Source organism: Acetomicrobium flavidum (assembly GCF_900129645.1).
In the GTDB taxonomy this organism is placed as follows: Bacteria; Synergistota; Synergistia; order Synergistales; family Acetomicrobiaceae; genus Acetomicrobium; species Acetomicrobium flavidum.
Map to the genome: position 1 here is coordinate 886,744 of NZ_FSQZ01000001.1, position 23,549 is coordinate 910,292.

The 23,549-nt window shown below is 48.6% G+C and carries 24 protein-coding genes and 2 riboswitches; of the genes, 13 read left to right on the forward strand and 11 right to left on the reverse strand.

Annotated features, from left to right (window positions below; translation table 11 throughout):
• Positions 1–225 precede the first annotated feature (225 nt).
• The 13 genes from BUQ78_RS04625 to BUQ78_RS04685 all read left to right on the forward strand — a co-directional run bounded on the left by BUQ78_RS04625 (position 226) and on the right by BUQ78_RS04685 (position 11,380).
• Positions 226–1,422, forward strand: a complete 1,197-nt coding sequence (locus BUQ78_RS04625) for a coenzyme F420-0:L-glutamate ligase (RefSeq protein ID WP_014806093.1) — start codon at positions 226–228, stop codon at positions 1,420–1,422.
• A 104-nt stretch (positions 1,423–1,526) separates the two neighbouring features.
• Positions 1,527–2,288: a molybdate ABC transporter substrate-binding protein gene (modA, locus tag BUQ78_RS04630; RefSeq protein ID WP_014806092.1), complete on the forward strand. Its 762-nt coding sequence runs from the start codon at positions 1,527–1,529 to the stop codon at positions 2,286–2,288.
• Positions 2,285–2,926, forward strand: coding sequence for a molybdate ABC transporter permease subunit (locus tag BUQ78_RS04635; RefSeq protein WP_074199430.1), 642 nt, complete (start codon positions 2,285–2,287; stop codon positions 2,924–2,926). The genes modA and BUQ78_RS04635 overlap by 4 nt, the downstream gene beginning before the upstream one ends.
• Positions 2,913–3,998 carry an ABC transporter ATP-binding protein gene (locus tag BUQ78_RS04640; RefSeq protein WP_074199431.1) on the forward strand — a complete coding sequence of 362 codons (1,086 nt, stop codon included), beginning with the start codon at positions 2,913–2,915 and terminating at the stop codon, positions 3,996–3,998. Before BUQ78_RS04635 ends, BUQ78_RS04640 begins: the two co-directional genes overlap by 14 nt.
• 38 nt (positions 3,999–4,036) lie before the next feature.
• Positions 4,037–4,146, forward strand: a riboswitch (TPP riboswitch).
• 74 nt (positions 4,147–4,220) lie between these two features.
• Entirely contained in the window at positions 4,221–4,955 is a 735-nt protein-coding gene (locus tag BUQ78_RS04645) for an ABC transporter ATP-binding protein (protein WP_318259645.1), read from the forward strand.
• A complete protein-coding gene (locus BUQ78_RS04650) occupies positions 4,948–5,694 on the forward strand; it encodes an ABC transporter permease (RefSeq protein ID WP_074199433.1) in 747 nt (248 codons plus the stop codon). The genes BUQ78_RS04645 and BUQ78_RS04650 overlap by 8 nt, the downstream gene beginning before the upstream one ends.
• A 36-nt stretch (positions 5,695–5,730) precedes the next feature.
• The gene (locus BUQ78_RS04655; RefSeq protein ID WP_074199434.1) at positions 5,731–6,657 is read left to right on the forward strand and encodes an ABC transporter substrate-binding protein; all 927 of its coding nucleotides are present in this window, start codon (positions 5,731–5,733) and stop codon (positions 6,655–6,657) included.
• Between the two features lie 27 nt (positions 6,658–6,684).
• A complete protein-coding gene (thiW, locus tag BUQ78_RS04660) occupies positions 6,685–7,197 on the forward strand; it encodes an energy coupling factor transporter S component ThiW (RefSeq protein ID WP_074199435.1) in 513 nt (170 codons plus the stop codon).
• A gap of 47 nt (positions 7,198–7,244) precedes the next feature.
• Positions 7,245–7,865 (forward strand): MotA/TolQ/ExbB proton channel family protein, encoded by a 621-nt coding sequence (locus BUQ78_RS04665; RefSeq protein ID WP_084532213.1) that lies wholly within the window; start codon positions 7,245–7,247, stop codon positions 7,863–7,865.
• A gap of 5 nt (positions 7,866–7,870) precedes the next feature.
• Positions 7,871–8,749: an ABC transporter substrate-binding protein gene (locus tag BUQ78_RS04670; RefSeq protein ID WP_074199436.1), complete on the forward strand. Its 879-nt coding sequence runs from the start codon at positions 7,871–7,873 to the stop codon at positions 8,747–8,749.
• On the forward strand, positions 8,746–9,138 hold the full coding sequence (locus BUQ78_RS04675) for an ExbD/TolR family protein (RefSeq protein ID WP_074199437.1): 393 nt from the start codon (positions 8,746–8,748) through the stop codon (positions 9,136–9,138). Before BUQ78_RS04670 ends, BUQ78_RS04675 begins: the two co-directional genes overlap by 4 nt.
• Entirely contained in the window at positions 9,135–9,902 is a 768-nt protein-coding gene (locus BUQ78_RS04680; RefSeq protein ID WP_074199438.1) for an energy transducer TonB, read from the forward strand. Before BUQ78_RS04675 ends, BUQ78_RS04680 begins: the two co-directional genes overlap by 4 nt.
• Before the next feature lie 194 nt (positions 9,903–10,096).
• Positions 10,097–11,380: a dicarboxylate/amino acid:cation symporter gene (locus tag BUQ78_RS04685; protein WP_014806081.1), complete on the forward strand. Its 1,284-nt coding sequence runs from the start codon at positions 10,097–10,099 to the stop codon at positions 11,378–11,380.
• Positions 11,381–11,408: 28 nt separating this feature from the next.
• Here BUQ78_RS04685 and pssA read toward each other — a convergent pair whose 3' ends face one another.
• From pssA to BUQ78_RS04735, 11 genes are all read right to left on the reverse strand, one after another.
• Positions 11,409–12,155, reverse strand: a complete 747-nt coding sequence (pssA, locus tag BUQ78_RS04690) for a CDP-diacylglycerol--serine O-phosphatidyltransferase (RefSeq protein ID WP_084532215.1) — start codon at positions 12,153–12,155, stop codon at positions 11,409–11,411.
• Positions 12,136–12,789: a phosphatidylserine decarboxylase gene (locus tag BUQ78_RS04695; protein WP_074199439.1), complete on the reverse strand. Its 654-nt coding sequence runs from the start codon at positions 12,787–12,789 to the stop codon at positions 12,136–12,138. Before BUQ78_RS04695 ends, pssA begins: the two co-directional genes overlap by 20 nt.
• A gap of 1 nt (position 12,790) precedes the next feature.
• Positions 12,791–15,232 (reverse strand): DNA gyrase subunit A, encoded by a 2,442-nt coding sequence (gene gyrA, locus BUQ78_RS04700; protein WP_014806078.1) that lies wholly within the window; start codon positions 15,230–15,232, stop codon positions 12,791–12,793.
• A 118-nt stretch (positions 15,233–15,350) separates the two neighbouring features.
• Entirely contained in the window at positions 15,351–15,881 is a 531-nt protein-coding gene (locus BUQ78_RS04705; protein ID WP_074199440.1) for a nitroreductase family protein, read from the reverse strand.
• Between the two features lie 17 nt (positions 15,882–15,898).
• The gene (locus tag BUQ78_RS04710; protein ID WP_014806076.1) at positions 15,899–17,866 is read right to left on the reverse strand and encodes a methyl-accepting chemotaxis protein; all 1,968 of its coding nucleotides are present in this window, start codon (positions 17,864–17,866) and stop codon (positions 15,899–15,901) included.
• Positions 17,863–18,645 carry an ATP-binding protein gene (locus BUQ78_RS04715; RefSeq protein ID WP_074199441.1) on the reverse strand — a complete coding sequence of 261 codons (783 nt, stop codon included), beginning with the start codon at positions 18,643–18,645 and terminating at the stop codon, positions 17,863–17,865. The genes BUQ78_RS04710 and BUQ78_RS04715 overlap by 4 nt, the downstream gene beginning before the upstream one ends.
• Positions 18,646–18,683: 38 nt before the next feature.
• Entirely contained in the window at positions 18,684–19,568 is an 885-nt protein-coding gene (gene sdaAA, locus BUQ78_RS04720) for an L-serine ammonia-lyase, iron-sulfur-dependent, subunit alpha (protein ID WP_074199442.1), read from the reverse strand.
• Entirely contained in the window at positions 19,565–20,236 is a 672-nt protein-coding gene (gene sdaAB, locus BUQ78_RS04725) for an L-serine ammonia-lyase, iron-sulfur-dependent subunit beta (protein ID WP_084532217.1), read from the reverse strand. Before sdaAB ends, sdaAA begins: the two co-directional genes overlap by 4 nt.
• Before the next feature lie 169 nt (positions 20,237–20,405).
• A complete protein-coding gene (locus tag BUQ78_RS04730; protein ID WP_074199443.1) occupies positions 20,406–22,316 on the reverse strand; it encodes a TonB-dependent receptor plug domain-containing protein in 1,911 nt (636 codons plus the stop codon).
• Positions 22,317–22,424: 108 nt separating this feature from the next.
• Positions 22,425–22,587, reverse strand: a riboswitch (cobalamin riboswitch).
• Positions 22,588–22,709: 122 nt separating this feature from the next.
• Positions 22,710–22,829: a glycine betaine ABC transporter substrate-binding protein gene (locus tag BUQ78_RS10110; RefSeq protein ID WP_318259501.1), complete on the reverse strand. Its 120-nt coding sequence runs from the start codon at positions 22,827–22,829 to the stop codon at positions 22,710–22,712.
• A gap of 13 nt (positions 22,830–22,842) precedes the next feature.
• Positions 22,843–23,334 (reverse strand): glycine betaine ABC transporter substrate-binding protein, encoded by a 492-nt coding sequence (locus tag BUQ78_RS04735; protein WP_318259502.1) that lies wholly within the window; start codon positions 23,332–23,334, stop codon positions 22,843–22,845.
• Positions 23,335–23,549: the final 215 nt, after the last annotated feature.

Consider the following 23,549-nt stretch of genomic DNA (forward strand, 5'->3'; position numbering starts at 1 on the left):
TTCAGATAGGGCTAAACAAAGAAGATTTGGAAGCTTAAACAATATTTCACGATCATTGCTTTTACAGTTATTATAGCATAGACACACTTAACCGTTTGAGCATCTAAAATAGCGCCAAACGACCCAAGCTGCGTTGCCTCAAATTTGTCGCTCGAGATAACAAAGGGAGGCAAATTATGCTATATTATCCAACGGTTTTGAATCAGACGAAAGGAAGTGATCGCCATGGCGCGTAGGGTTGGCACCATAGCGCGAGGTATAAGAGCACCTTTGGTAAAAGCAGGTGACGATGTGATCTCAGTCGTCATGGATTCCATAGGAAAAGCATGCAAGGAAGAGGGTTTTTCCCTGCGAGATAAAGACGTGATAGGCATCACCGAGTCATTCGTTGCCAGAACGCAAGGAAACTACGCTACGATATACGACATAGCTCATGACTTATCGGCCAAGATGTCCGGACAGGAAATTGCGGTGCTATTCCCCATCTTGAGCCGTAACCGTTTTTATTTGATCCTAAAGGGCATTGCGCTCACGGGAAAAACTGTCCATCTCTTTTTGAACTACCCCAACGACGAGGTGGGCAATCCCCTGATGGACAGAAACGTGATGTACGAAAGGGGCATAAATCCCTACAACGATTTGCTATCCGAGCACGATTACAGGTCCATCGAAGGGCTGTCCATCAGGCATCCTTTCACTAGCGTCGATTACGTAGAGCTATACAAAGGTGTATTTCCCGAAGGAAGGGTACATATATACTTTTCCAACGACCCGAGGATTGCCCTAAAATACTGCAAAGAAATACTTGTTGCCAATATCCACGAAAGGGCTTGGACCAAGAAAATCTTAAGGCAAGCGGGCGCCAGCAACGTATTGGGGCTGGATGACCTGCTTACAAAGCCCATTAACGGAAGCGGTTACAATCCCGAATACGGCCTCCTGGGCTCCAATATGGCCTCTGGCGAAAAGCTCAAGCTCTTTCCCCATGACTGCGAACAAATATGCGCGGAAATTCAGCGAAGGATCAGGGAAGAATACGGCGTCGATGTGGAAGTCCTGGTTTACGGCGATGGGGCCTTCAAAGACCCCAAGACCGGCATTTGGGAGTTGGCCGACCCGGTGGTCTCACCCGGTTTCACCAAGGGCTTAATAGGTACACCCAATGAGCTCAAGCTAAAGTATCTGATAGATAGCGAGCTTGATCGGGGTAAAAGCAACGCCGTAGAAGACGCGGTGTTAGGCCGCATACTTCAAAAAAAGAGGGGAATCTCAACAGATAAAGAGGAGTCCTTGGGCACCACACCGCGCATGTATACAGATCTCATAGGAAGCCTGTGTGACTTGGTCAGCGGAAGCGGAGACAAAGGCACACCCATAGTGCTCGTGCAGGGGTATTTCGACGATTACACCAAAGAATGGTAGGCATATTAGGATAAATACCTCCTTGCAACACTGTTGCATTTTTTCTCGAATTCCCTATACTAAAGAGGTCGAATGCCATCCATTCAAACAAGGGGGTATCTTTAATGTTATCGGGCATGAAAAAGGGCTTTCTGATCGCAATAGGAGTGGTGTTTATCACGTCGCTTCTGACGTCCTTCGTCTTTGCCGCTTCATACAAAGACGTCGTGGCCGTAGCGGCAAGCATCCATGAGTGCATCAACGACTTGGCCTCTCAATACGAAAAGCAGGGCCTGGGGAAAGCTCCCGAAGTCGTCTCTGGAGCATCGGGCAAACTTGCCTCACAGATAATTGCAGGTGCACCCTTCGGGCTGTTTTTGTCCGCAAGTCCCGAATGGACCAAGAAGCTTGCAGATGAGGGACACCTTTATGATGTACACCCAATGGCGACAGCTCCAGTAGTAGCCTGGTGGCAGAAGGATGAGCCCATCTCGACCGATACGTTGAAGAACAAGGGTCTTCATATAGCCATTGCCGATCCTGCGTCTGCTCCCTTTGGCAAGGCTGCCGTAGAATACCTCAAATCCCAAGGAATTTACGATGATCTCATGAAAGAAAAAAGGCTGGTAATAATGGGAAGCGTCGAGCAGGCAGCTTTAGCTGCAAAAAGCGGCGGAGCCGACATTGGGATATTCTCGCTTTCCATAGCCAAGAAGCTCAACGGGGGAAATTATGTGATCCTTCCCGTAGATCCGCTGGAAAACAGCGGCGGGCTCGTAAAGGGCAAGGACACGGAGAATCTCAAGAATTTTTGGAGCTACATGAGGTCTGAAGCCGCCGACGATATATGGAAGAAGTGGGGCTTTGAGCCCGTGCACGGCAAATGATATCTTCCCTCATCATCAGCTTAAAGGTCTTGGCCATAGATGTCCCCTTGCTGTTGATAATAGGCGTAGCTTTGGGTTGGATCCTGGCCAAGACCGAATTTAAGGGAAAGGACCTCCTCGACGTGCTGGTAATACTTCCTATAGCCCTGCCTCCCTCCGTTCTTGGACTTTATCTTCTGATGACCTTAAGCCATATCCCCTTCATCAGAGAAGCGGAGGTCCTTTTTTCCTTCCCTGCAGCTGCCTTGGCCCCGCTTTTTCCGTCGTTGCCCATAATGATACAGGCCGCCAGGTCCGGGTTCTCATCGGTGGACAGGCAGCTTGAGCAGGCAGCAAGGACGCTGGGTGACAGCGAATTCAAGATCTTCTGGAGGATAACATTTCCCCTGTCGCGCCTTTCCATCATGGCAGGACTGGCTCTGGCATCCATGAGGGCCCTTGGGGACTTCGGGGTTACCCTGATGATAGCTGGCAACATCCCCGGCAGGACGCAGACCTTGCCGCTATTTATATACAGCAACGTGGAAGCCATGAATTTTCTTGAAGCAAACATAGCAGCTTTGCTGCTCACGATTCTTGGGATAGCAAGTTTATTGATCGTAAAGAAACTGGAGGGAAGGCATATTGAACTGTCTTGAAGCAAGCTTCTCAAAGGATTTGGGAAGCTTTTCTTTAAGGATCTCCTTTGAGTTGGGAGAGGAAATAGCTGCCCTCTTTGGCCCAAGCGGCGCAGGCAAAAGCTTAACTTTAAAGATATTGGCCGGACTGGATCGTCCCAAAGAGGGCAGAATTGTCCTAAACGGCCGCGTCCTGTATGACTCCGCTTCTTCCGTCTTCGTCAAGGCATGCCAAAGAAGGATAGGGTTGGTCTTCCAGGAGTTGGCGTTATTCCCCCACATGACTGCACTTGAAAATGTTGCCTATGGACTTAAAGGGCCAAACAAATGGAAGATTGCAAGACAGTGGCTGGATAGGGTAAAACTTGAAGGCCTTTATGACAGGATGCCAAACCAGCTTTCGGGCGGGCAAAGGCAACGCGTCGCACTGGCCAGGGCCCTGGCCCCTAAGCCGGATCTTCTGCTGTTAGATGAGCCCTTTAGCGCACTGGATGGCCCCATGCGGAGGGCCCTGAGAAGGGAGCTTAAAAAATTATCACTAGAAAGTCAGACGCCGACCATATACGTCACCCACGATATAGAAGATGTATGCTCGTTGGCAAGCAGGGTATTTTTGATACGTGACGGCAAGACGCTTGCCTCAATTGACGTCGATAAGCTATGGGATCCTCATGCTCAGGAAAGCATCTGGCATTCCCTTGGATGGGGGACTTTGATACACGGCAAGATCGAAGAAGATGGAGGAAGCCTCTATTTCAAATGGGACAAGGGCAGGCTTAAAGTGTCGTGTTCTCGTCACTTGATCGGAGAGGCGTCCGTCTTCATACACCCCAACCACGTTAAGCTTCTATATCCTGATGTTCCTGTCGACCCCGAGCTTGAGGCTAACGTTATAGAGGGGAAGATAATCGAAAAGATAGAGATCAACGGTTCGGTGCGACTTTACATAAAAGGTTCCGGCATAGAGTGGCATGCAGAATATCCAGGCGATTCCTACTTGATGCTTGAGATTAAAGAGGGCCAAAGCGTGCTGTTCAGCATAGCGCCGTCCAAGATATCCCTATTGACGCCATGTTTTAATTCAGTAAGTTAAAATGAACTTCTCTTTTTAGCAGAATTTGTGGTAAAATCCTAGTATCCTGGGGGAGTCGGTTAACCGACTGAGAGGAAGCTTGAGGCTGCTTCGACCCCTAGAACCTGATCCGGGTCATGCCGGCGTAGGGAAGGTACTAGCTTTAATCCTCTAAAATGAGTTGCTTTCCCGATGTGCCGACTGATCCTTATCATTAAGGAGGTCGGCTTAAGTTTGTTAAAGGTGTGTAATATAAGCAAGATTTATCCAGATCTCGCGGTATTTACGAACTTAAGCTTCACGGTAGAAAGCGGAAGCTTTACCGCCTTTCTTGGCCCTTCAGGGTGTGGCAAAAGCACCATGTTTCGCGTAATCGCGGGCATAGAGCCCTTTGACGGAGGCTCCATGGAATGGAAGGGCTTAAGGGTACAAAACTTGAAAGAAAATGCCGCGATGATGCTTCAAAAGGATCTGCTGCTTCCCTGGTTCGACATCTTGGATAACGTCTTGATCCCCATAAAGACCTTGAACAAAGACTTAAATACAGGAAAATCAGAGGCAAAACGGTTACTCTCGCGATTTGGCCTGTCGGGGTTCGAACATTACTTTCCCAATCAAATCTCGGGTGGTATGCGCCAAAGAGCTGCTTTAGTGCGAACATTGCTCTTTGACAGGGAAGTATTTTTGCTGGATGAACCGCTCTCTGCCCTTGACGCCTTAACCAGGCGAATGCTTCAAAGCGAAATCATGCGCATTCAACTCGAATTTAACAAGACCGTATTGATGATCACCCATGACGTGATGGAAGCCTTGATGCTGGCTGATAAGGTATTTTTGCTCTCTCATCTGCCAATGCGCATCATAAAAGAGATCAACCTGAGAGACTTGCCGAAACCCAGATATCATCTTGACTCAAAACTGGCCGAGATGGCAGAGGATATATTTTCCACGCTAAAGGGGGAGCTCGTCGATGTATAGGCGAACCTCCCTTTTGGTAGTGGTTGTAGTCCTCCTGGCTTGGGAAGCTCTAGTAAGGACTTTGGGAATCCCCAAGTTCATCCTTCCTCCTCCAAGCCTCATATTATCCACTTGCTTTTATCAAGCGCCCTTGCTTTTTGAAAATACGCTAATCACCGCTGTTGAAATTTTCCTCGGGCTATTTATAAGCCTTGCCATATCCATACCGCTTGCTATAGCGATGTTTCGCTTTCCGGGCATGGAAGCCGCGGTAACTCCCTTTTTGGTGATATCCCAGGCCATCCCCATATTTGCCCTGGCTCCGCTGCTAGTGATATGGTTCGGATACGGCCTCATAAGCAAGGTTGTAATGGCAACGATAGTCATATTTTTCCCTCTCACCGTCTCTTTGCACTCCGGCTTTAAGCAGGTCGATCCCGATTACGGGGTGTTATTTGACTTGCTTGACGCGCCCTTCCGAAAGAAGATGCGCTTGCTTTATTGGCCTGCCGCGCTGCCATCCTTCTTTGCCGGCCTTAAGATGGCCGTCGCCGTCGCAACTATCGGAGCAGTGCTAGGGGAATGGGTGGGATCTCAAAGGGGCTTAGGGTACCTGATGATCCAGATGAACGCCAGGCTCAGGACGGATATGCTCTTTGCAGCCCTGGTATGGTTAAGTGCCATGGGCATGGGGCTTTGGTTTGTGGTGAGCAAGCTGGAAAAGCGTTTCCTGTTTTGGCTCAACAACACGAAGGGTTAGGCAAAAAGGAGAAATTTAAGGGGAGGCGATCTTAAAGTGAAACGAGTAGGTTTGGCATTGCTAGTGGTTATTCTTCTCTCTGTTCCGGCATGCGGGGAAAGCTTGACATTGGTGCTCGATTGGTTCCCCAATATAGACCATTTGCCGCTTTACGTAGCCCAAGAAAGGGGATTTTTTGCCGAAGCAGGCCTGAAGGTAAACATAGTATCGCCATCGGAAACTGCCGATGCCCTGAAACTGGTGGCTGCAGGCAAATCGGAGCTTGGAATAAGCTATGAACCGCAGGTCCTGGTCGCCACGTCCGAAAAAGTTCCCGTGACCGTCGTTGGAAGGCTCATAGGCCACCCTCTGTCAACCGTCCTTTACATAAAGGGCCGCGGCATAGGAAAACCTGCAGACCTTAGCGGAAGGCCCATGGGATACACCGTAGCCGGGATGGAGGACGTATTGGCCAAGGCCTTTTGCGACCTGAACGGGATTAAAGATTATAAGTTGGTCCATCTCGAGTTCGCCATAGTGCCATCCCTCATCTCCGGAAAGGTTGATTCAGTTATGGGCGGCTTTAGAAACTACGAAGTCGTGGAGCTTGAGCTTCAAGGCTACAAGCCCGGCTATTTTGCCCTGGAAGAACACGGTTTTCCCGATTACGACGAGCTCGTGGTGATAGCCAACCCCCAATTTGTCAAAGAAAACGAAAAGGCGATAGTCTCATTTAGAAATGCCCTATCCAAGGCCATCGCCGAGATCAAAAAAGACCCCCAAAGCGCATTGACGGATTACTTCAAAGCCATACCGGAATCCGACAAAAAGCTTGAAAGGCTCGCCTTGGAAAAGACATTGCCGTTTTATGCAGAAGACCAAAATTTAAGTGTCGATAGATGGAAGACCTTCGCTGATTTTGCCCTTAAAGTCGGACTCATAAGCCGCCCGGTTGAGGTAGAACCAATACTGTGGACGGAATGAAAATTAAAAATTTAGGGGGTATGAAACATGACGAGGACTGCCACAAAAAACATGGCCATGGCGGCTTTGTTCGCCGCCATGGCAGTGCTGCTTTCGGGCTTTAGCATCCCCGTAGGACCAACCCGTTGTTTTCCCTTTCAACATGCGGTCAACGCAATAGCAGGGGTAATGCTCGGTCCATGGTGGGCAGCCGGTGCAGCTTTTACTGCAAGCCTTATAAGAAACACGTTGGGAACGGGAACGCTTTTTGCCTTTCCGGGAAGCATCCCCGGAGCTTTAGTGGTGGGCTTCATGGCAAGATTGTTTAAGGACAAAAGGCGCTACGCAGCGTTGACGGAGCCGTTGGGCACGGGGTTTATCGGAGCTGCGATAAGCGTTTATATACTGGCACCGGCCATGGGAAGGGAGACGACCCTGTGGCTCATAATGTCCGCCTTTCTTTTGAGCAGCATCCCCGGTTCCATTATGGGATTCGCCCTTCTTGTCGCGCTCAACAAGACACATTGGCTTCAAAAAAACGTTGGCAGATCCCCTGTGTAATGCTAATCTTATCTGCATAAAACGGTCGTTATTAGGAGTGGTAATCGTTGAAGAACTTTATGCTTATCATAGAGCTTGGCGGACCCTGCATGTATCCCATAATCGCACTTTCCATAGTGGGGCTGGCGGTAGTCATAGAACGCCTGTGGTTTTACAAGAAATCCTGGGTCAATCCCGGACCACTCGAGCGCAAGCTTGGAGAGCTTCTTTACAAAGGAGACGCAGAAGGGGCCTCCAGGCTAGTCCGCGAAAGGGAGACCTCCCTACATCGTCTGTTTCGTGCAGCAGTGGATCATTGGCAAGCACCTCCCGATGCGCTCAAGATGCTCCTCGAACAGGAGGTACGTCACGAGATATACAGGTGGGAAAAGGGCCTCATGTTGCTTTCCGCCGTTGCCAGGGTGGAACCCCTGCTCGGGTTGCTTGGAACGGTGCTTGGAATCGTGGAGGTCTTTCGGGCCGTTGCTGCTGCCGCTGAAGGTTCTGCCAACATGGCCATGCTTGCCTCGGGAATTTGGGAGGCCTTACTTACGACAGTTGCAGGGCTGGTCGTGGCCATACCTGCCGTGTTGTGTTACACGTGGTTTTCCTCCAAGATCGAGGCAGCAGAAGAGGCTTTATGTAGGGGAAGCGATTTTATCCTCCGCGAAAAGATCTTAAGAGGCTAAGGGGCATGGTCGGTCTAAAAAAAATCAGCTCGACATTGCTGTTAGCTTTCCTATCTTGGGTGATTTTGGGATTACTTTTTCCAAATTCAGCTTTTGCGTTTAAAACTTATAAAAGGATAGTCTCTTTAGCACCAAGCGTCACGGAATCTCTGTATTTTCTGGGTTCCATTGATTCCGTAGTAGGAGTGACCGACTACGATACATTCCCGCCTGACGTCTCAAACAAGCCAAGCGTCGGAGGTAACGTAGACCCTTCCCTTGAAAAAATAATCAACCTAAAGCCGGACCTCGTCATAGGAGAGAAAATTTTTCACCATGATCTACTAAATCGACTTCAGGCCTTCAATATAGATACGTTGGAATTAACGTTGCACCATAGGCTAAGCCACGTTAAAGAGGCTTTTTTTAAGATAGCAGAAAAAGTTAACAGGATCGAAAGAGCAAAAAAGGTATGGCAAGACATCGATAGTGGATTGGGGCAAAGAAGGTCGCAACTTGCGGCAAGGATCAATAAGCCGACATCCATGCTGGTAATAGTGTGGCATGACCCTTTGATAGTGGCCGGAGGATGGAGCTACATCGGCGATATAATGAATGCGATAGGCATTAAAAATGCTGCCGACAGCAAAAAGTTCTCCTTTCCGGTGATCAGCAGGGAGGAGTTGTTGCTTTGGAACCCCGATGTCATACTCCTGGTTCAGACTAAGAAGGGAATGTCAATAAATGCAGAGGAATTCATGAAGGTCACCGGAAATCTGCCGTTAAAGGCAAAAATAGTCTCATTTGAATCGGAAGTCCTGCTTCATCCCGGGCCAAGGGTCCTTGAAAGTGCAGACGTCTTAATCAAAGCTATTGATATGGCATCCAAGGAGGCAAATAAATGAGGTCAAAGAGGGATATTCCCGAGGTCGAATTGACCTCTTTAGTGGACATCATATTTCAACTCATCCTCTTTTTCGTCATAGCCACCACTTTCGTCGAAGGGGGCATTACCGTAGCTCTGCCCAAGGGCAAGGGAGATCCCCTAAAGAACACCCCTCTTGTCATTAACGTCAACCATGACGGAACTATAGTGCATAACGGCAAAGCGGTAGACATTGACGAAGCGGTAAAGTTGGCTCAGGATGCCAATTCCAAGGGGCGGACGATACTTCTTGCGGGAGACAAAAGCGCGACCTACGGCAAGGTAGTTAACGTCTTGGATGCCTTAAAACAAGCCGGCATCGATGAAGTATCCCTTGCGGTAGGAGGAGGCGAAGGGAACGGCCAATGAGCGATAATGTCAGAAGATGGGCGCTTCCCATCTTGTTGAGCCTCATTATCCATTGCGCTGCAGTTTTAGCGATCAATGTTCCGCCAAAACTGCAGGTCAGATCTTCGACGCCTGCAAAGACGATTAACGTCAAACTCGTATCGATAGAGACGAACGCTGCAAAAGGCAAAGTCATTGCCACAAACACCCTGCCGTCAAGAAAGACGAACAACCCTCCTGCCGTGGCAACCGATAAAGCCCCTAAAGCTGCCATCAACAAGGAAAAACGCATCGACAAGCCAAAGCCTCCAGTCAAGACCGACGATAAAAAAATACCTTCCGAGACTCACGTAACGGATCAAAACAAAGGCGATCAGATAGCCTTAGGGAACGCGGATAGCGACTTAAAGGATAGGGGACAAAATCTTAGTGCCTCTGCAGAATACGAAGAAGGCAAGGGCGGACCCTCCGATGCTTTAAATTTTGCAAACGAGGGATCGCTTGAGCAGGAAGAGAAAGTGCCTCCAATTGCAAGCGACCTCGATATCGTTCGAGGCGCCAAGCCGGTATATCCCCTGGCTTCCAGGCGACGCGGAGAAGAGGGAACGGTACTTATATATGTGCGCCTTTCGCATGACGGTGCCGTCGTCGAGGCCAAGGTATACAAATCCAGCGGATACGAACAACTGGACGAAAGTGCTCTTAAGGCCGTCAAAAGGTGGGTTTTCAAGACCTCGAAGGAAAGTGAATTGCTGGTGCCAGTGATATTCAAGCTAAATCCTTAGATTATGTAAAATCATTACAATTAATGCGAAATTATCACGTTAAAAGTTAGTATCATCTAACGAAATCCCCTTTTTGCCAATTTCAAAAAATTTGATCTTATAGGCGTAACAGTGCCCTTGATTTTTAAGATGTATAATTAATATAATTAAGATTAGGCGCGGTCAATAAAACTTGGAAAAGGAGGATTGGATCGATGGAGGAAGAGAGCAAGAAAAGCGGTTTTATGAGTTGGTATTTCGGGTCAAATTTGCTGAAGCGGATATTGGCAGGGCTCATATTAGGCGTTATCGCGGGTCTCTTATTGAAGGAAAAGATACTCTGGGTTCAACCCTTTGGGGATTTATTCATCCGACTTTTAAAGATGATAGTCGTTCCTGTGATACTGTTCAGCCTGATCGTAGGTACGGCAAGCATTAGCCCTTACCGCTTGGGCAAGGTTGGCGTCAAGATAATCGTCTACTACTTGCTCACAACCGTCTTTGCCGTCGCCATAGGCCTGATCTTCGGCAACCTGTTTAAGCCCGGATTGGGCTTAGAGCTTGCCGGAGGCGAAGTGGCAGGAGTCACCTTGTCTAAACCGTCGCTGACAAACACGCTTCTTAACATAGTGCCCACAAACCCGGTCGAATCTTTATCCAAGGGTGACGTGCTTCCCATCATTTTCTTCGCGCTTCTTTTCGGCATAGGGCTTTCCTTCCTTCGAGAGAGCGAAAACGAGGAGCTAAAACATTCTGCCAACATAGTTTACGGATTTGCGAACGGCGCAGCCGAGGTAATGTACAAGATCGTGCGCGGCATAATGGAGTATGCTCCTATCGGCGTATTCGCCTTGGTAGCGGTGATACTGGCCAAGGAAGGATCGCGCGTAATTGGACCTTTAGCTACGGCAGTTGCAGCGGAGTATTTAGCCATAGTTGTGCATGTGGCAGTAATTTATGGATTGATCTTAAAGTTTTTCGGCTTACGTCTGACAAAATTTTTATCCCATGCCAAGGAGGCCATGATAACCGCCTTCGTCACCAGGAGCAGCAACGGGACCCTTCCCGTATCCATGGCATGTGCAGAAAATATGGGGATACCCAAAGGCATATATTCCTTTACGCTCCCGCTTGGGGCAACCATCAACATGGACGGAACGGCCATTTATCAGGGAGTTTGCGCCTTGTTCATAGGATTTGCCGTAGGTCATGATCTGACCCTCTCGGATCAGCTCATCATCATACTTACTGCACTGCTTGCGTCAATAGGAACTGCCGGGGTCCCCGGAGCCGGAGCCATCATGTTGCTGTTGGTCCTAGATTCGATCGGGCTACCAGTTGAACCGGGCACTCCTGTAGCTGCTGCTTATGCTATGGTCCTTGGAGTCGATGCCATATTTGACATGGGCAGGACCTGTATAAACGTAACCGGCGATCTCGTGGGAACGAGCGTAGTTGCCAAAAGCGAAGGAGAGCTGGATATCTCGAAATGGCAATAATTAAGGGGGCAAGCGCCCCCTTAATTATTTACTGATTGTCTGCTACTTCCTCTTCGTCCCTTAAGGCAAGCCACCTTCCCCAATCAATTCCCAGGGGCCCGCTTAAGACATACACCGATGCACAAACAAGCGCAATCTTTTCCTTAAAAACTACCGATATGGTAACAAAACAACCGATAAGAAATAAAAGCCTGAGAATATTGATGTTATCTTTGCTTAAATGTTTAAGGTTGCCGTAGGGAATGCTTGAGATCATCAACGACCCTGCGATGATGGCGATGATCATTGCAATTAGGGGGTGTAAAACCACTCCCGATGCTATGAAGGACATCAAAAATAATCCACCTGCAGGGATTGGGAGCCCTTGAAATCTCCCGCTCGAATGTACCACGTTAAAGCGAGCCAACCTCAGCGCCCCGCACAGGACGTAAAATGCCGTGGCCAATGCTCCCAAAACTCCGCCAAAGGCATATAAATAAGAGATATAAAATATCATGCCAGGGGCAGCCCCAAAGCTCACCACATCTGCAAGGCTGTCAAATTCCACTCCAAAGGCGCTGTCTCCGCCAAGCGATCGAGCTACCTTGCCGTCCATCAGGTCGAAGAATGCAGCCATGAAGGTCAACCAAGTAGCCGGCACTAAATGGCCATGAAAAGCCAAGACCAAAGACATCACTCCACACAAGATGCTTCCGCTGGTTATCATATTAGGTAACAATTTGCGGATGGGGATCGGCTTTCTTATCATTCGTTTTCTATATACTTTCTTGCCCACTGAGCTCACTCCCTTCGTCTGAAGCTAAACCTATGACGCTGCTTCCGGCTTTAACCTTATCTCCAATCTTGACCATGGGCTTTATTGCAAGCGGCAGATATACGTCAACCTTAGAACCGAACCTTATCATGCCATAGGCATCCCCCTTTGGCACCCTTTGACCGACCCTTACGCGGCATGCTATTCTCCTGGCCAGCAATCCAGCTATCTGCACCAATAACACGTTGCCATACTTAGTTTCAAGGCCGGCATATAACCTTTCGTTGACCTCAGACGACTTGGGAGCAAAGGCCACCAGGTGTTTGCCTCTTTTATAATCCAAAAAGGATATCTTCCCATCGTAAGGTATTCGGTTAACGTGCACGTCCATGACAGACATGAAAATGCCTATCTTGGTAGATTTGCCGGCAAAGGGAGCGTCGACGACTTCGAGCTCGACGACCTTCCCGTTTGCCGGACTCACGAAGGAAAGGGGATCCGTCGGAACATCGACGTGAGGTTCCCTGTAAAACCATGCCAGAAAGGCAGTACACAAGCCCAAAATGACCCCTAACACAGGAGATATTAACCAGGCTCCCATCGTCATAAAAAGAGCTGTAACTACAGGCACAACCCCCTCGCGAGCTAAACCCATATCAGATCTCCTCCATGGCATCCTCGCGAATTACGGTGACGTCAGCCACCTCGTCGCCCTGATCAAGCCTAACTAGGATGTTCCCCGTCGCCGTTCGAGACAGCACGGGAACGTCTTTAACAGTTATGCGCGTTACACGCCCTTTGCTCGTCACTATCATCAATTCATCATCCTCGGTAACGCTCCAGGCGCCCACTATCAACCCCGTGCGCCCAGATAACCTCATTGCCCTTACGCCCGACCCGCCACGATGATGCAAAGGAAATTCATCGGAGGAGGTGCGCTTGCCAACTCCCTTTTCGCTTATGAGCAATATCATCGTATCCTCACGCAGAGGTTCGCAGCCAACCAAAATATCACCTTTCGAAAGCCTTATGGCCCTCACTCCCCTGGCCTGCCGCCCCATGGGCCTGAATTCCTCTTCGCTGGTCCTCAATGCCTGTCCCTTGGCAGAGACGAAGAGCAGGTCATCGCTCCCGGATGTAAACCTGACCCTAGCAATTTCGTCACCTTCATCCAGGTTTATGATGCGCCTGCCGGCACGAGTCAGGTTGCCGAGCTCTCTTACGTCAACCCTCTTGGCGATACCATTTTTAGTGGCGAAAAGCACGAATTTCGCCCCATGCATCGTATCGTCTTTTATAGCCACAACGCGTTCGCCTTCCTCCAGCGTAAAAAAGGAACTCACGTGTTTGCCCTTGCCGTTTTTGGGCTCAGGAAGCAGGTATCCTTTTATGGCAAATACGCGCCCTTTGTTCGTAAACAGGAAGATGTCATGATGTGTCGTGGTTGCAGCGAACATCGCCACCTCATCCTCGTTTCTCGGATTAAAGCCCTTGATGCCCTTGCCTCCTCTGGCCTGCAAACGATAGTCGCCCAATGGGGCCCGTCGCAGATAGCCATCCTTTGTCAATACTACTACTATGTCTTCCTCGGGGATGAGCTCATCTTCATCCACATCGACAATTTCGTCTATAATTTCTGTCTTCCTCGCATCGCCGAATTGCTTTTTCAGCTCCAACAATTCCTCGCGAACGACAGAATCGAGGGCAGAGGGATTGTCAAGGATGGTACGGTATTTCTCTATGTCTTGCAATAGCTGTTTTAATTCTTCTTCCAGTTTGTTCCTTTCCAGGTTAGTTAAACGCTGGAGCCTCATGTCCAAGATGGCCTGCGCCTGGACCTCGGTAAAGCCAAAGGTTTCCGTCAGGCCGACTTTAGCGCTCTGGATATCCTGCGATCCCCTTATGAGGGTGATGATCTCGTCTATGACGTCTAACGCCTTGACGAGGCCTTCAACTATGTGGGCCCTCTCTTGCGCTTTACCCAGTCGATAACTTGTCCTGCGACGGACTACATTTCTACGATGATCCAAAAATATCTTAAGCAGCTCTATAAGGCTGAGTTCCCTTGGTACGCCATTTACCAAGGCAAGGTTTATTACGCCAAAGGTAGTTTGAAGAGGCGTTCTGCTGTAAAGCTGCCTTAAGACCAAGTGGGGATCGGCGTCTCGCTGCAATTCGACCACTATCCTGATGCCATCCCTGTCGGATTCGTCCCTAAGGTCAGCTATGCCAGTTATGTAACCTTCCTGTACGCCTCTTGCTATGATCTCGATCAGCGAGGCTTTGTTGACCATGTAGGGAATCTCCGTTATGAGAAGATTTGTCCTGCCGCGCTTCATCTGCTCAATGGAGACCTTGCCCCGCAATATGATCTTGCCCCGTCCGGTCTTGTAAGCGCTTATAATCCCATCTCTGCCTGCTATGGCTCCACCCGTGGGGAAATCGGGGCCAGGCAAGACCTCAATTATATCTCCAAGCTCTATGTCCTCACCCTTCTCGATGAGCAAGCAAACCGCATCGACCACCTCGGCCAAGTTGTGAGGGGGCATATTGGTAGCCATGCCTACAGCAATACCGGAGCTGCCGTTCACCAAAAGATTTGGAAGCAGCGAAGGCAAGACCAGCGGTTCTTTTAAGGTCTCATCGAAGTTTGGCCCCCAATCTACCGTGTCTTCGTTTATGTCCCTTAACATCTCTTCTCCAAGAGGGGAAAGACGAGCCTCTGTGTAACGCATGGCTGCAGGGGGATCTCCGTCAATAGAGCCAAAGTTCCCCTGTCCGTCCACGAGAGGATATCGCATGGAAAACTCTTGGGCCATTCTCACCATGGCATCATAGATGGCAGCATCCCCGTGAGGATGGTATTTACCCATGGTCTCGCCGACTATTCTTGCCGATTTTCTGTACGGTTGACTTGACTTTAAGCCCAGCTCCATCATCGCGTAAAGTATCCTGCGTTGGACAGGCTTCAGTCCGTCCCTGGCATCGGGCAGCGCACGGCCGATTATGACGCTCATAGCATAATCAAGGTAACTGTATTTTATCTCTTCTTCAAGTGGTAGCCTTAATACTTTGCCAATGTTGCCGCTTTCTGTCATGCCTATACCTCCAACAAAGTCGATGAATATGATATGTCAAACAATAAATAAGCGACGGTACTGAGGGCCCGTCGCTTATTTATTGATTATAGCACATATTCCACATTAAGCGAGGCTTTTACCACCTATTGCGATGGATCCTGCTGTGGTCATAACCGCTGTGAGGCTCCTTCGTTTCGGCAGGATAGCCGATCGCCGCTATGGCCAAAACCTGAATGTCATCCGGAATTCCTAAAGCCTTTCTAACGGCTTCCGGACGTCCGGAGGAGTTGCTCACTCCAAGCCACACAGATCCCAAACCCAAAGCATGAGATGCAAGCAATATGTTCTGCATCGCTGCCGAGCAATCCTCTTCCCAATACCGCTTCGCAAAATCATTTAACTTGGGATCTCCGCACACCACGATGGCTAAGGGCGCCTCGTGTAGCATCTTTCCGTAGGGATGGGCTTCCGCCAAGGCATCTAACATATGCCTGTCCTCAACGACCACGAAATGCCACGGCCTTCCACCCCCAGCTGTAGGAGCAGCTTGAGCGCACTCCAAAATGATGTCAAGCTTTTCGGGCTCGACTTTCCTGTCCTTTTGAAACTTCCTTATGCTCCTTCTGCCCAAGATAACCTGTATAGCACGATCTTCGCGCAACGACATATCGAACACCTCCTAAGTTATAAAGTAGCCAAATAAGAGCTATCACGCGTCGATTTTAGCCATTTATTGGCCAACTGCTCCCTGTTTTTCATGACCACGTCATCGACGATCTCCTTGAACTCCCCTGAGACAAACTTGGGCAATACTACACCGAAATGCTCCCACGTCAGGACTGTCCTTAGAGATGATAGCGAAGGATCTTCGTCCAGGCAACTCTGTACGGTAGGACTATCTATGACAGCTGCGCTGATATCGCCTTTTTTAAGTGCCTGCAGGGCATCCTGCCAACTGGGATAAGGCACAACAGTAGAGCCCGTAAGTTTTTTCCTGGCTATGGCTTCACTGGTGGTACCCTTCTGGGCCCCAACTTTTTTGCCAACAAGATCCTTCAATGAGTTTAATTCGTCTTGCTTCCTGAAAAGGATCTTTTGTCCTACCGCTGCATAGCTGACTGAAAAGACCACCCTCTCAGCCCTTGATGGGAGCTTGGTAACGGCCGAGATCACCATATCAAACTCGCTCCAATCCTCTGACAGCCAGGTACCAGACAGTGTGCCCTTTTCACCGTTGCCCCACGTGGTGGGCACAAATTCAGCTTTTACGTTCAAAGCCTTTGCTATCTCGTTGGCCAGGTCGACGTCGAGCCCCTGAACCTTGCCACCCCTCCAGAAGTGAAAACGTCCCCAATCGCGGTTTTCGATGCCTATTCGCATCACGGCTCTTTCTTTTACCAGGGATGACGATAGCTCTTCTTCCTTAAGCTTAAACTTAAATAACGCCTTTTCCATTGCATTGGCCGAAGAAAGGATGACCTCTACTTTCTCGGCCATGGCTTCCGAGGAGATTGCCTCATCCTGAAGCAGTGCGTTCATCTCGTCCAACCTCTTGGTCTGACGATCCACCTTTTCAGTTATGCCTGCTATAAAGTTGGCCATCTCTACGCTTGATTCGGCTTGAGTCTGGAAGGTCTCCGAAGTAAGCCCTATCTCCCTGATCAAATCTCCAACGATGGACAGGACCTTTTTATTGCTCTCATCCATGCGCCTTGCCTTTTCGTTGGCCTCCATTACCTTCCTGCTTGCTACATCGATACTTTTAACGCCCTCTTCAGCCAAGGCTCTGATATTGTTTGCCAGGTTCTCTATGCTTGACGCCGCCCTTGAAGATTCTTCGGCTAAGCTGCGAACTTCTTCAGCGACAACGGCAAATCCCCTTCCGTGCTCGCCTGCCCTGGCTGCCTCAATGGCAGCGTTGAGCGCAAGCAAGTTGGTCTGCGCTGCAATCCCCTTGATGCTGCCGACTATATCGACTATGTCTTTAGAAACCCTCTGCATTTGACCGATTGCCTCGGAAACACGCTTTGTTGCCTCATCCACGGCTCCTATCCCTTGCGTCGTCTCTTGGACCAGTCTCACGTTTTCTCCGGCCTCCGATTCGACGGACTTGCCCTGCGCTGCAATGTTTTCAATCGTGGACGAAGACTCCTGAATGCCCGCCGAAAAAGTCTGTATACGCAAGCTGGCGTCGTTTGCCAGTGAACTTATCTCGCTCGCTGCTTGGGCTATCTCAGAAGCAAAAGCGGCAATGCTATGCATGGTGTCACTGCTGAATTTTGCGGATTCTACAACATCTTCCGTAGCTATACCCACCTTGCCGGCAAATATGCGAACCCCTAAAATAGCTTGTATCGTATTATTTAAGCCGTCAGCCACCCAGGATAAAAAGCTTTTGCCCTTATCGACGCTTAAGTCCTTAGCGCTGAGCTTTTGATTTAGGCTCAAAAGCACTCGAACCAAGCTTATCCTTTCGCGCTTACTGAGGTAAGCCTCCACTAACAAGGCTGCCGTAGCTACGGCAAACACGACAGCCGGCCAAAGGATGGCCTTGCGGCCACCTCCAAGGCGAGAGAAAAGCCACAACCCTATTGCCCACGAAGCAACAGACGTACCAAACATGAGCCATGCGAAGGAGCCTTCTTTTTTCACGATGCACCCTCCTTGACCTTGTTTAAAATTGCCTCCGTACAAGCTCTAAGCGATGGCACGAAATCGGGCAACAAGGGCACCTGTTGTCCGCTTAGATTTGCAGAAGCGACCCTCCTGTCACGGGGGAAAATGGCGTCAACGCTGATGCCGAGGGACTCCACGGACGTTTTAACGTCCTCTGCTATATCCTCATCTACCATATTCACCACCGTTACAATGGGACGATTTACTTCTTTTGCGAGACCATTCATAAACTTGGCCATTTCCATCGATTCATGGGAAGGCTCCAACACTACCAAAAAGACATCGGCATGTCGCCACACCCCGCGTCCAATATGTTCCACACCGGCTTCGCAATCTACCAAAACCCACCATCCGGGTACATACAACCTCTCCAAGAAACCCTTCTCAAGAGCACTCATGGGACAGGCGCAACCTTCATCCGGCTTGTAGATCTTCCCTATCGCCAAAAAAGCCAGATCATCGCGCCTGCTGACGCAAGATCGCGGCAGATCATCAACGTGTAACTTGGCATCTTCGGAATCACTGCCATTTTGCCTCTCAAACACCGCCTTTTTTACGGCGACCCTACCGCCCAAATCTTCCATCAGGGTGCTGTAGGGAGCCTGCAGGCCCAGCATCCTGTACAAACTACGATTGCTTTCGTCGGCGTCTATCACTAGCACGCGCATGCCTTCGGAGATCAAAAACTTTGCCAATATAGCAGTCAGCGTGCTTTTACCGCTTCCCCCCCGACCGCAAACGAACACCTTTGTCATGATTGCAGAGGCACCCCTTTTCTCTTATTGTCTTGGGTTTAGCTCTCCGTCAGAGGAGTTATCTGGCTAAATATTTTCTTTTCAATGGCCCTGGCCTTTGGAGTTACAGCTAGCCCTCCCTTTGATGTCTCCCTTAACGTTTCAGGCAAGGCCTTACCAACCTGCCTCATGGCATCCACCACTTCGTCAGGCGGGATGACGGACCTGACTCCGGCTAAAGCCATATCGGCACATATGGACGCCAAGGCGACCAACGTGCCGTTTCGTTTTATGCAAGGCACCTCGACCAAACCGGCAACCGAATCGCACACTAAGCCCATTACGGACTTTATCGTCAGGGCAGCCGCATGCGCGGAGGCTTCGGCACTGCCCCCTTTAAGGTAAGTTAAGGCAGCCGACCCCATGGCAGCAGCAGCACCACATTCGGCTTGACATCCCCCTTCAGCTCCAGCCAATGTAGCTCGCTTTTGAATGACCTCCCCCACGCCTCCTGCGACGATTAGGGCCTTTACCAACGCATCCCTGGAGGGCGCATATAAATTCTTATAGGCAAAGAGCAATCTTGGTAGTATCCCACAGCTTCCTGCCGTAGGGGCAGCCACGATGCGCCCCATGTTTGAATTGTACTGAGATACCGCCAACGCAATATGAGATGCATTTGCGATAAATTTTCCGGATAAAAGATCCTCGGTCTGGGATATATATTTGCCAAACCTTCTTGCCTCGTCTTCCATTAGACGACCCTTAAATTCGGTATTCAATGCCGAATCTACGGACTGTTCCATGGCATCGAGCATAGAAGCCATAAAGGAGTATATGGAGTCAAAGTCTTTGCCGCTTTCACGGCTTTCGAGCTCCATGACCGCTTCGTAAAATTCAAGGTCCACATCGCAAAGTTTCAAAATTTCTTCAAACGACCTCATATCAAATCACCTTCCGCAAGCGGGATGAAGATGACCCGCATCAAGGCAGGATGGGAACGCTGCAATTCCTCTTTAGCTTCTTGTTTCAGGTCTCCATCGATCTCGATCACCATGGCGGCCTTGCCACCTCTTCCCTGACGATAGAGATGCATCGTAGCGATGTTGACGTCATGTTTGGCCAGCAATCCGGTAACCGCTGCAACCACTCCGGGCCTATCCACGTGAAATGTGACCAAAGCAGCGAGGTCTCCTTTTAAGGACAACCTAAAACCATCTATTTCCTGAAGTTCGACGACCCCACCACCCAAAGAAGCACCGACGACCTCCATGGTCCTGTCGTTGCCGTAAAGCACAAACCTAACGGAATTGGGGTGCGCACCATCTATATTCTCCGCAAAAAATCGATATTCCATTCCCCTTTCGCGAGCGATGTTCAATGCGTCCTTTATCCGTTCGTCATGTGGCAGAAATCCAAGCAATCCACCTACCAGGGCCTTATCCGTACCATGTCCCCAATAGGTCGCGGCAAAACTGCCCCTCAAATATATGTCGACCTTGGAAACCTCATCGTTCCAAACCCTTCTTGCGAGCCTGCCCAGCTTAGCTGCCCCCGCCGTATGGCTCGATGATGGGCCAACCATGACCGGTCCTATTATGTCAGAAAGCACAACCTTTCACCTTCCGTTCAAAAGTTTATCTATAATCGTTTTCTGATATTGTGAATTTTATCATAAAAAGCCACCACATTATGGTTAAAATTATAAACCATAAAGGGCCGCTCAACTTGAGGGCCCTTTATGGTTGGGACGATGGACTTTTGTGGGAGCCTAATTTTAGCTAAAACAAATGCTCTAAGGTCAAATAGACCCTTCTTTCTGGACCGATGAACCCATAAGTATCAACTATATATTCCTTATCGAAAATGTTGTAGGCAACCAAGCTAATCTTATCATTCTTCGCGCTGTACGAAAGCAAGGCATCGACTATTACGAAATCATCATCTGCCGGGCCATCGTATCCATCTTTCTCGCGCTTTCCGTAATAATGAGCGCTCAAGCTTCCAAACCACGGGCCGCTGTCGTAATTAAGCTCGCTGTAAAGCTCCAGTTGCGGCGTGCCGCCCTTTTGCCATGGGGTATTTGAGGTGCGCTTTTCTTCTGCATTTTGCCAGGTTATCCCGTTAACCCATTTTAGGTTAGAAGTAAATGGTTTTTCAAAGTATCCTTCTATGCCCCAAGAGCGAAACTCAGCTAAATTAATATATTTACCATCATCCCATTTTATCTTATCATCTATTTCAACATAGAATAAACCTATATTCCATTTATTGTTGGGGTCTTTGAGACCTAAATCATATGCATAGCCTTTTTCTGGGACTAGATTAGGATTGGGTTCAACCATAGCCTCTTTTGCATACAATTGATACAAGCTTGGCATGGCAAAAAATTTGCCCGCCGTCAAATACCACAGCTTTCCACTGTCATCCTGCCTGTAAAAAGATATCTTCGGCGTAAATTCAGACTCGTCTTTTCCGCCATCAACATCCCAATTTTCATATCTTAAACCTATGTCCATGAGCACATCGCCTAACGCAAAGGAAAACTGCGCAAAGGGGGCTATATTATATCGTTCCCCTTTGTAAGAAAATTTGTCTATTGAATAAGTTTTTTTGTCATTATCAACTATCAAACCATCACCATTCGCGGAAAGTTTTTCAAAGCGATAGGCAACTCCCCAGGCAAGCGGCACCTCTCCAATCGAAGATTTTTGAGTAAACTCTAACCCCCAAATGTCTTCATTGTAATCATATGGAAGTAATCTTTTTACTTTTTCAGAAGTAAAATCATCATAAAAAACTTCAGTTCCCCCTTGATCATATTCCTTATCAAGGAAATGGGCATAGGCTACGATTTCATTCCTGAGGTCTGCGTACTTCAAATAAAACCTCTTGTAATCATTTTTCTGCTTATCAATTAAGGGGTTACCAGCTTCCCATTTTGAATCGTAGGAACCGAAATCGGCTCCAAAGCGCCAGTTGCCCTTAGAAAGATTTACGCTTGCCGAATCTTCGTCGTAATCAAGTGCTTTTAGTATTTTATTAGAAAAAACATCGTATCTAACAGGCACTTCGCCTTCTTCTCTGTGATTGTAGCGAATCCCGACATCAAAAATATCTCCTTTAATTCCTGCCGAGGCTGAATACCTGCGCCAGTCGTTGCTGCCGCCTTCGGCCAATATGGACGCTTTGTATTTGTCAGGCGTCTTCGTAATGATATTGATGACGCCTGCTGCAGCCATTGAACCGTAAAGTGCAGATCCCGCACCTTTGACGACTTCAATCCGTTCGACCGATTCTAAGGGTATGGACCTTAAATCAACATTGAACATATCCGCTCCGTAGCTTGCGTTGTAATATGGAACGCCATCAACCAATACCAATATTTCCGTCGCAACGCCCCTCATTCTCAACGAATCATCTTGTGCCCACGAATTTTTCCTTAAAGTGGATATACCTGGAATTTTGTCTAATACCTCGCTTAAGCTCTTAGCCCCGCTTCTTTCTATCTCGTCTGCCGTAATCACGTATGTTGCCTGCGGAACCTCATCGAGCGACTCTGCCAGCCTGCTTCCCGTGACAAGCTCCGGAGCTACCGTAACAGGGCCTTCCTGAGCAAAAAGCGCATGTGCAAAAAACAAAGATGCACATAAAGATATTATTAAAACGAGAAAACGCGTGACCGACTTCATTCCTCTGCCTCCATTCGTTAATTATTTTTTGATATTAAAAAGGGGTAACCTGCCTAAACGGACAGGTTACCCCTTTTTCCCTGCCAAGCCATGCCCTTCGCATGACGCTAGCACTCACGCGTTTCGGCCGGTCTTCTGGCTTCCCTTCATCTTACTTTCGCGCCTTCCCACCAAAAGGCAGTGGCAAACCTGCGATTTCATCGGGGTTACAGCGGCGGGGCCGCACCGGTCTCTCACCGGATTTCCCGACACCGAAACGACTATATTATTTTCTCTTGCCTGCTATCTTAACTTTTGAGACTGGAAAAATCAACTTTGACCATAATATTCAAATATTTTCAAAAAACAAATCTATGAAACTTTTCAGGCAATTTTTAAGCTTTATGCCCCAACTTACCGAATCAGCCCTCTTTCCTTCAGAAATTCCCTAGTAACTTTGGCAGGGTCCTTGCCCTCGCCATCGACCTGGTAGTTCAGCTTCTGCATGTCCTCATCGGTTATGGAATTTGCCAATTTATTTAGGGCCTCAGCGATTTCCGGATGTTTTTCCAAAAACATCGCCGTTGACAAGGGGAGCCGCATAGTAGGGAGGGAAGAAATTTTTGTCGTCCCTTAGGATTTTAAGCTTATGGGCTATGAGCAATCCGTCCGTCGCAAAGGCACTTATCACCTGCACCAAATCGTTGTCGATCGCCGAGTACATCAAGCCCGGATCCATTGCTTTCACTTCTTTAAAAGAAAAGCCATATGCCTTTTGGAAGCCGGGATATCCGTCTGGCCTCTCTGCAAATTCCATGGTGCAACCGAAAACGATTTTGTCGGCGAGTTTAGCCAGATCGGAAAAGGTCTCAATGTTGTGTTTTTTTGCAAATTCTTCCTTAACGGCAAGGGTGTAAGTATTGTTAAAACCCCAAGGCTCAAGCCAAATCAAGTTCCATCTATCTTGAAACTCCCTCTTGACTATTTCATACACTTCCTCGGGGTCCTTTTTCGTCTCCATTTTGAGGATGTTGACCAAGCCCGTGCCTGGTTATAAATATGCCCAACGGCACAGCCACCAAAATCGCAAATATGACGGCTATAAACGTAAGATATACATGTTGAGCCGTTAATTCCATTATTTGATCCTGTCTCTCGAGCATGCAACTAATATATTCGCTATTATTTTTTTTGATAGATAGATTGAACCATATTTGCCGTCAGGGTTAAATATTTCTTCGTTAAACGTTACTT

What these genes read in the sequence shown, in the direction of transcription:
- BUQ78_RS04680 (WP_074199438.1), top strand. Translation starts at nt 9,135, where the DNA reads ATGAGCGATAATGTCAGAAGATGGGCGCTTCCCATCTTGTTGAGCCTC.
- gyrA (WP_014806078.1), bottom strand. Translation starts at nt 15,232, where the DNA reads ATGACAGAAAGCGGCAACATTGGCAAAGTATTAAGGCTACCACTTGAA.
- thiW (WP_074199435.1), top strand. Translation starts at nt 6,685, where the DNA reads ATGACGAGGACTGCCACAAAAAACATGGCCATGGCGGCTTTGTTCGCC.
- BUQ78_RS04695 (WP_074199439.1), bottom strand. Translation starts at nt 12,789, where the DNA reads ATGGGTTTAGCTCGCGAGGGGGTTGTGCCTGTAGTTACAGCTCTTTTT.
- BUQ78_RS04685 (WP_014806081.1), top strand. Translation starts at nt 10,097, where the DNA reads ATGGAGGAAGAGAGCAAGAAAAGCGGTTTTATGAGTTGGTATTTCGGG.
- sdaAA (WP_074199442.1), bottom strand. Translation starts at nt 19,568, where the DNA reads ATGAGGTCGTTTGAAGAAATTTTGAAACTTTGCGATGTGGACCTTGAA.
- BUQ78_RS04635 (WP_074199430.1), top strand. Translation starts at nt 2,285, where the DNA reads ATGATATCTTCCCTCATCATCAGCTTAAAGGTCTTGGCCATAGATGTC.
- BUQ78_RS04705 (WP_074199440.1), bottom strand. Translation starts at nt 15,881, where the DNA reads ATGTCGTTGCGCGAAGATCGTGCTATACAGGTTATCTTGGGCAGAAGG.
- modA (WP_014806092.1), top strand. Translation starts at nt 1,527, where the DNA reads ATGTTATCGGGCATGAAAAAGGGCTTTCTGATCGCAATAGGAGTGGTG.
- BUQ78_RS04650 (WP_074199433.1), top strand. Translation starts at nt 4,948, where the DNA reads ATGTATAGGCGAACCTCCCTTTTGGTAGTGGTTGTAGTCCTCCTGGCT.
- BUQ78_RS04675 (WP_074199437.1), top strand. Translation starts at nt 8,746, where the DNA reads ATGAGGTCAAAGAGGGATATTCCCGAGGTCGAATTGACCTCTTTAGTG.
- BUQ78_RS04730 (WP_074199443.1), bottom strand. Translation starts at nt 22,316, where the DNA reads ATGAAGTCGGTCACGCGTTTTCTCGTTTTAATAATATCTTTATGTGCA.
- BUQ78_RS04670 (WP_074199436.1), top strand. Translation starts at nt 7,871, where the DNA reads ATGGTCGGTCTAAAAAAAATCAGCTCGACATTGCTGTTAGCTTTCCTA.
- BUQ78_RS04715 (WP_074199441.1), bottom strand. Translation starts at nt 18,645, where the DNA reads ATGACAAAGGTGTTCGTTTGCGGTCGGGGGGGAAGCGGTAAAAGCACG.
- BUQ78_RS04625 (WP_014806093.1), top strand. Translation starts at nt 226, where the DNA reads ATGGCGCGTAGGGTTGGCACCATAGCGCGAGGTATAAGAGCACCTTTG.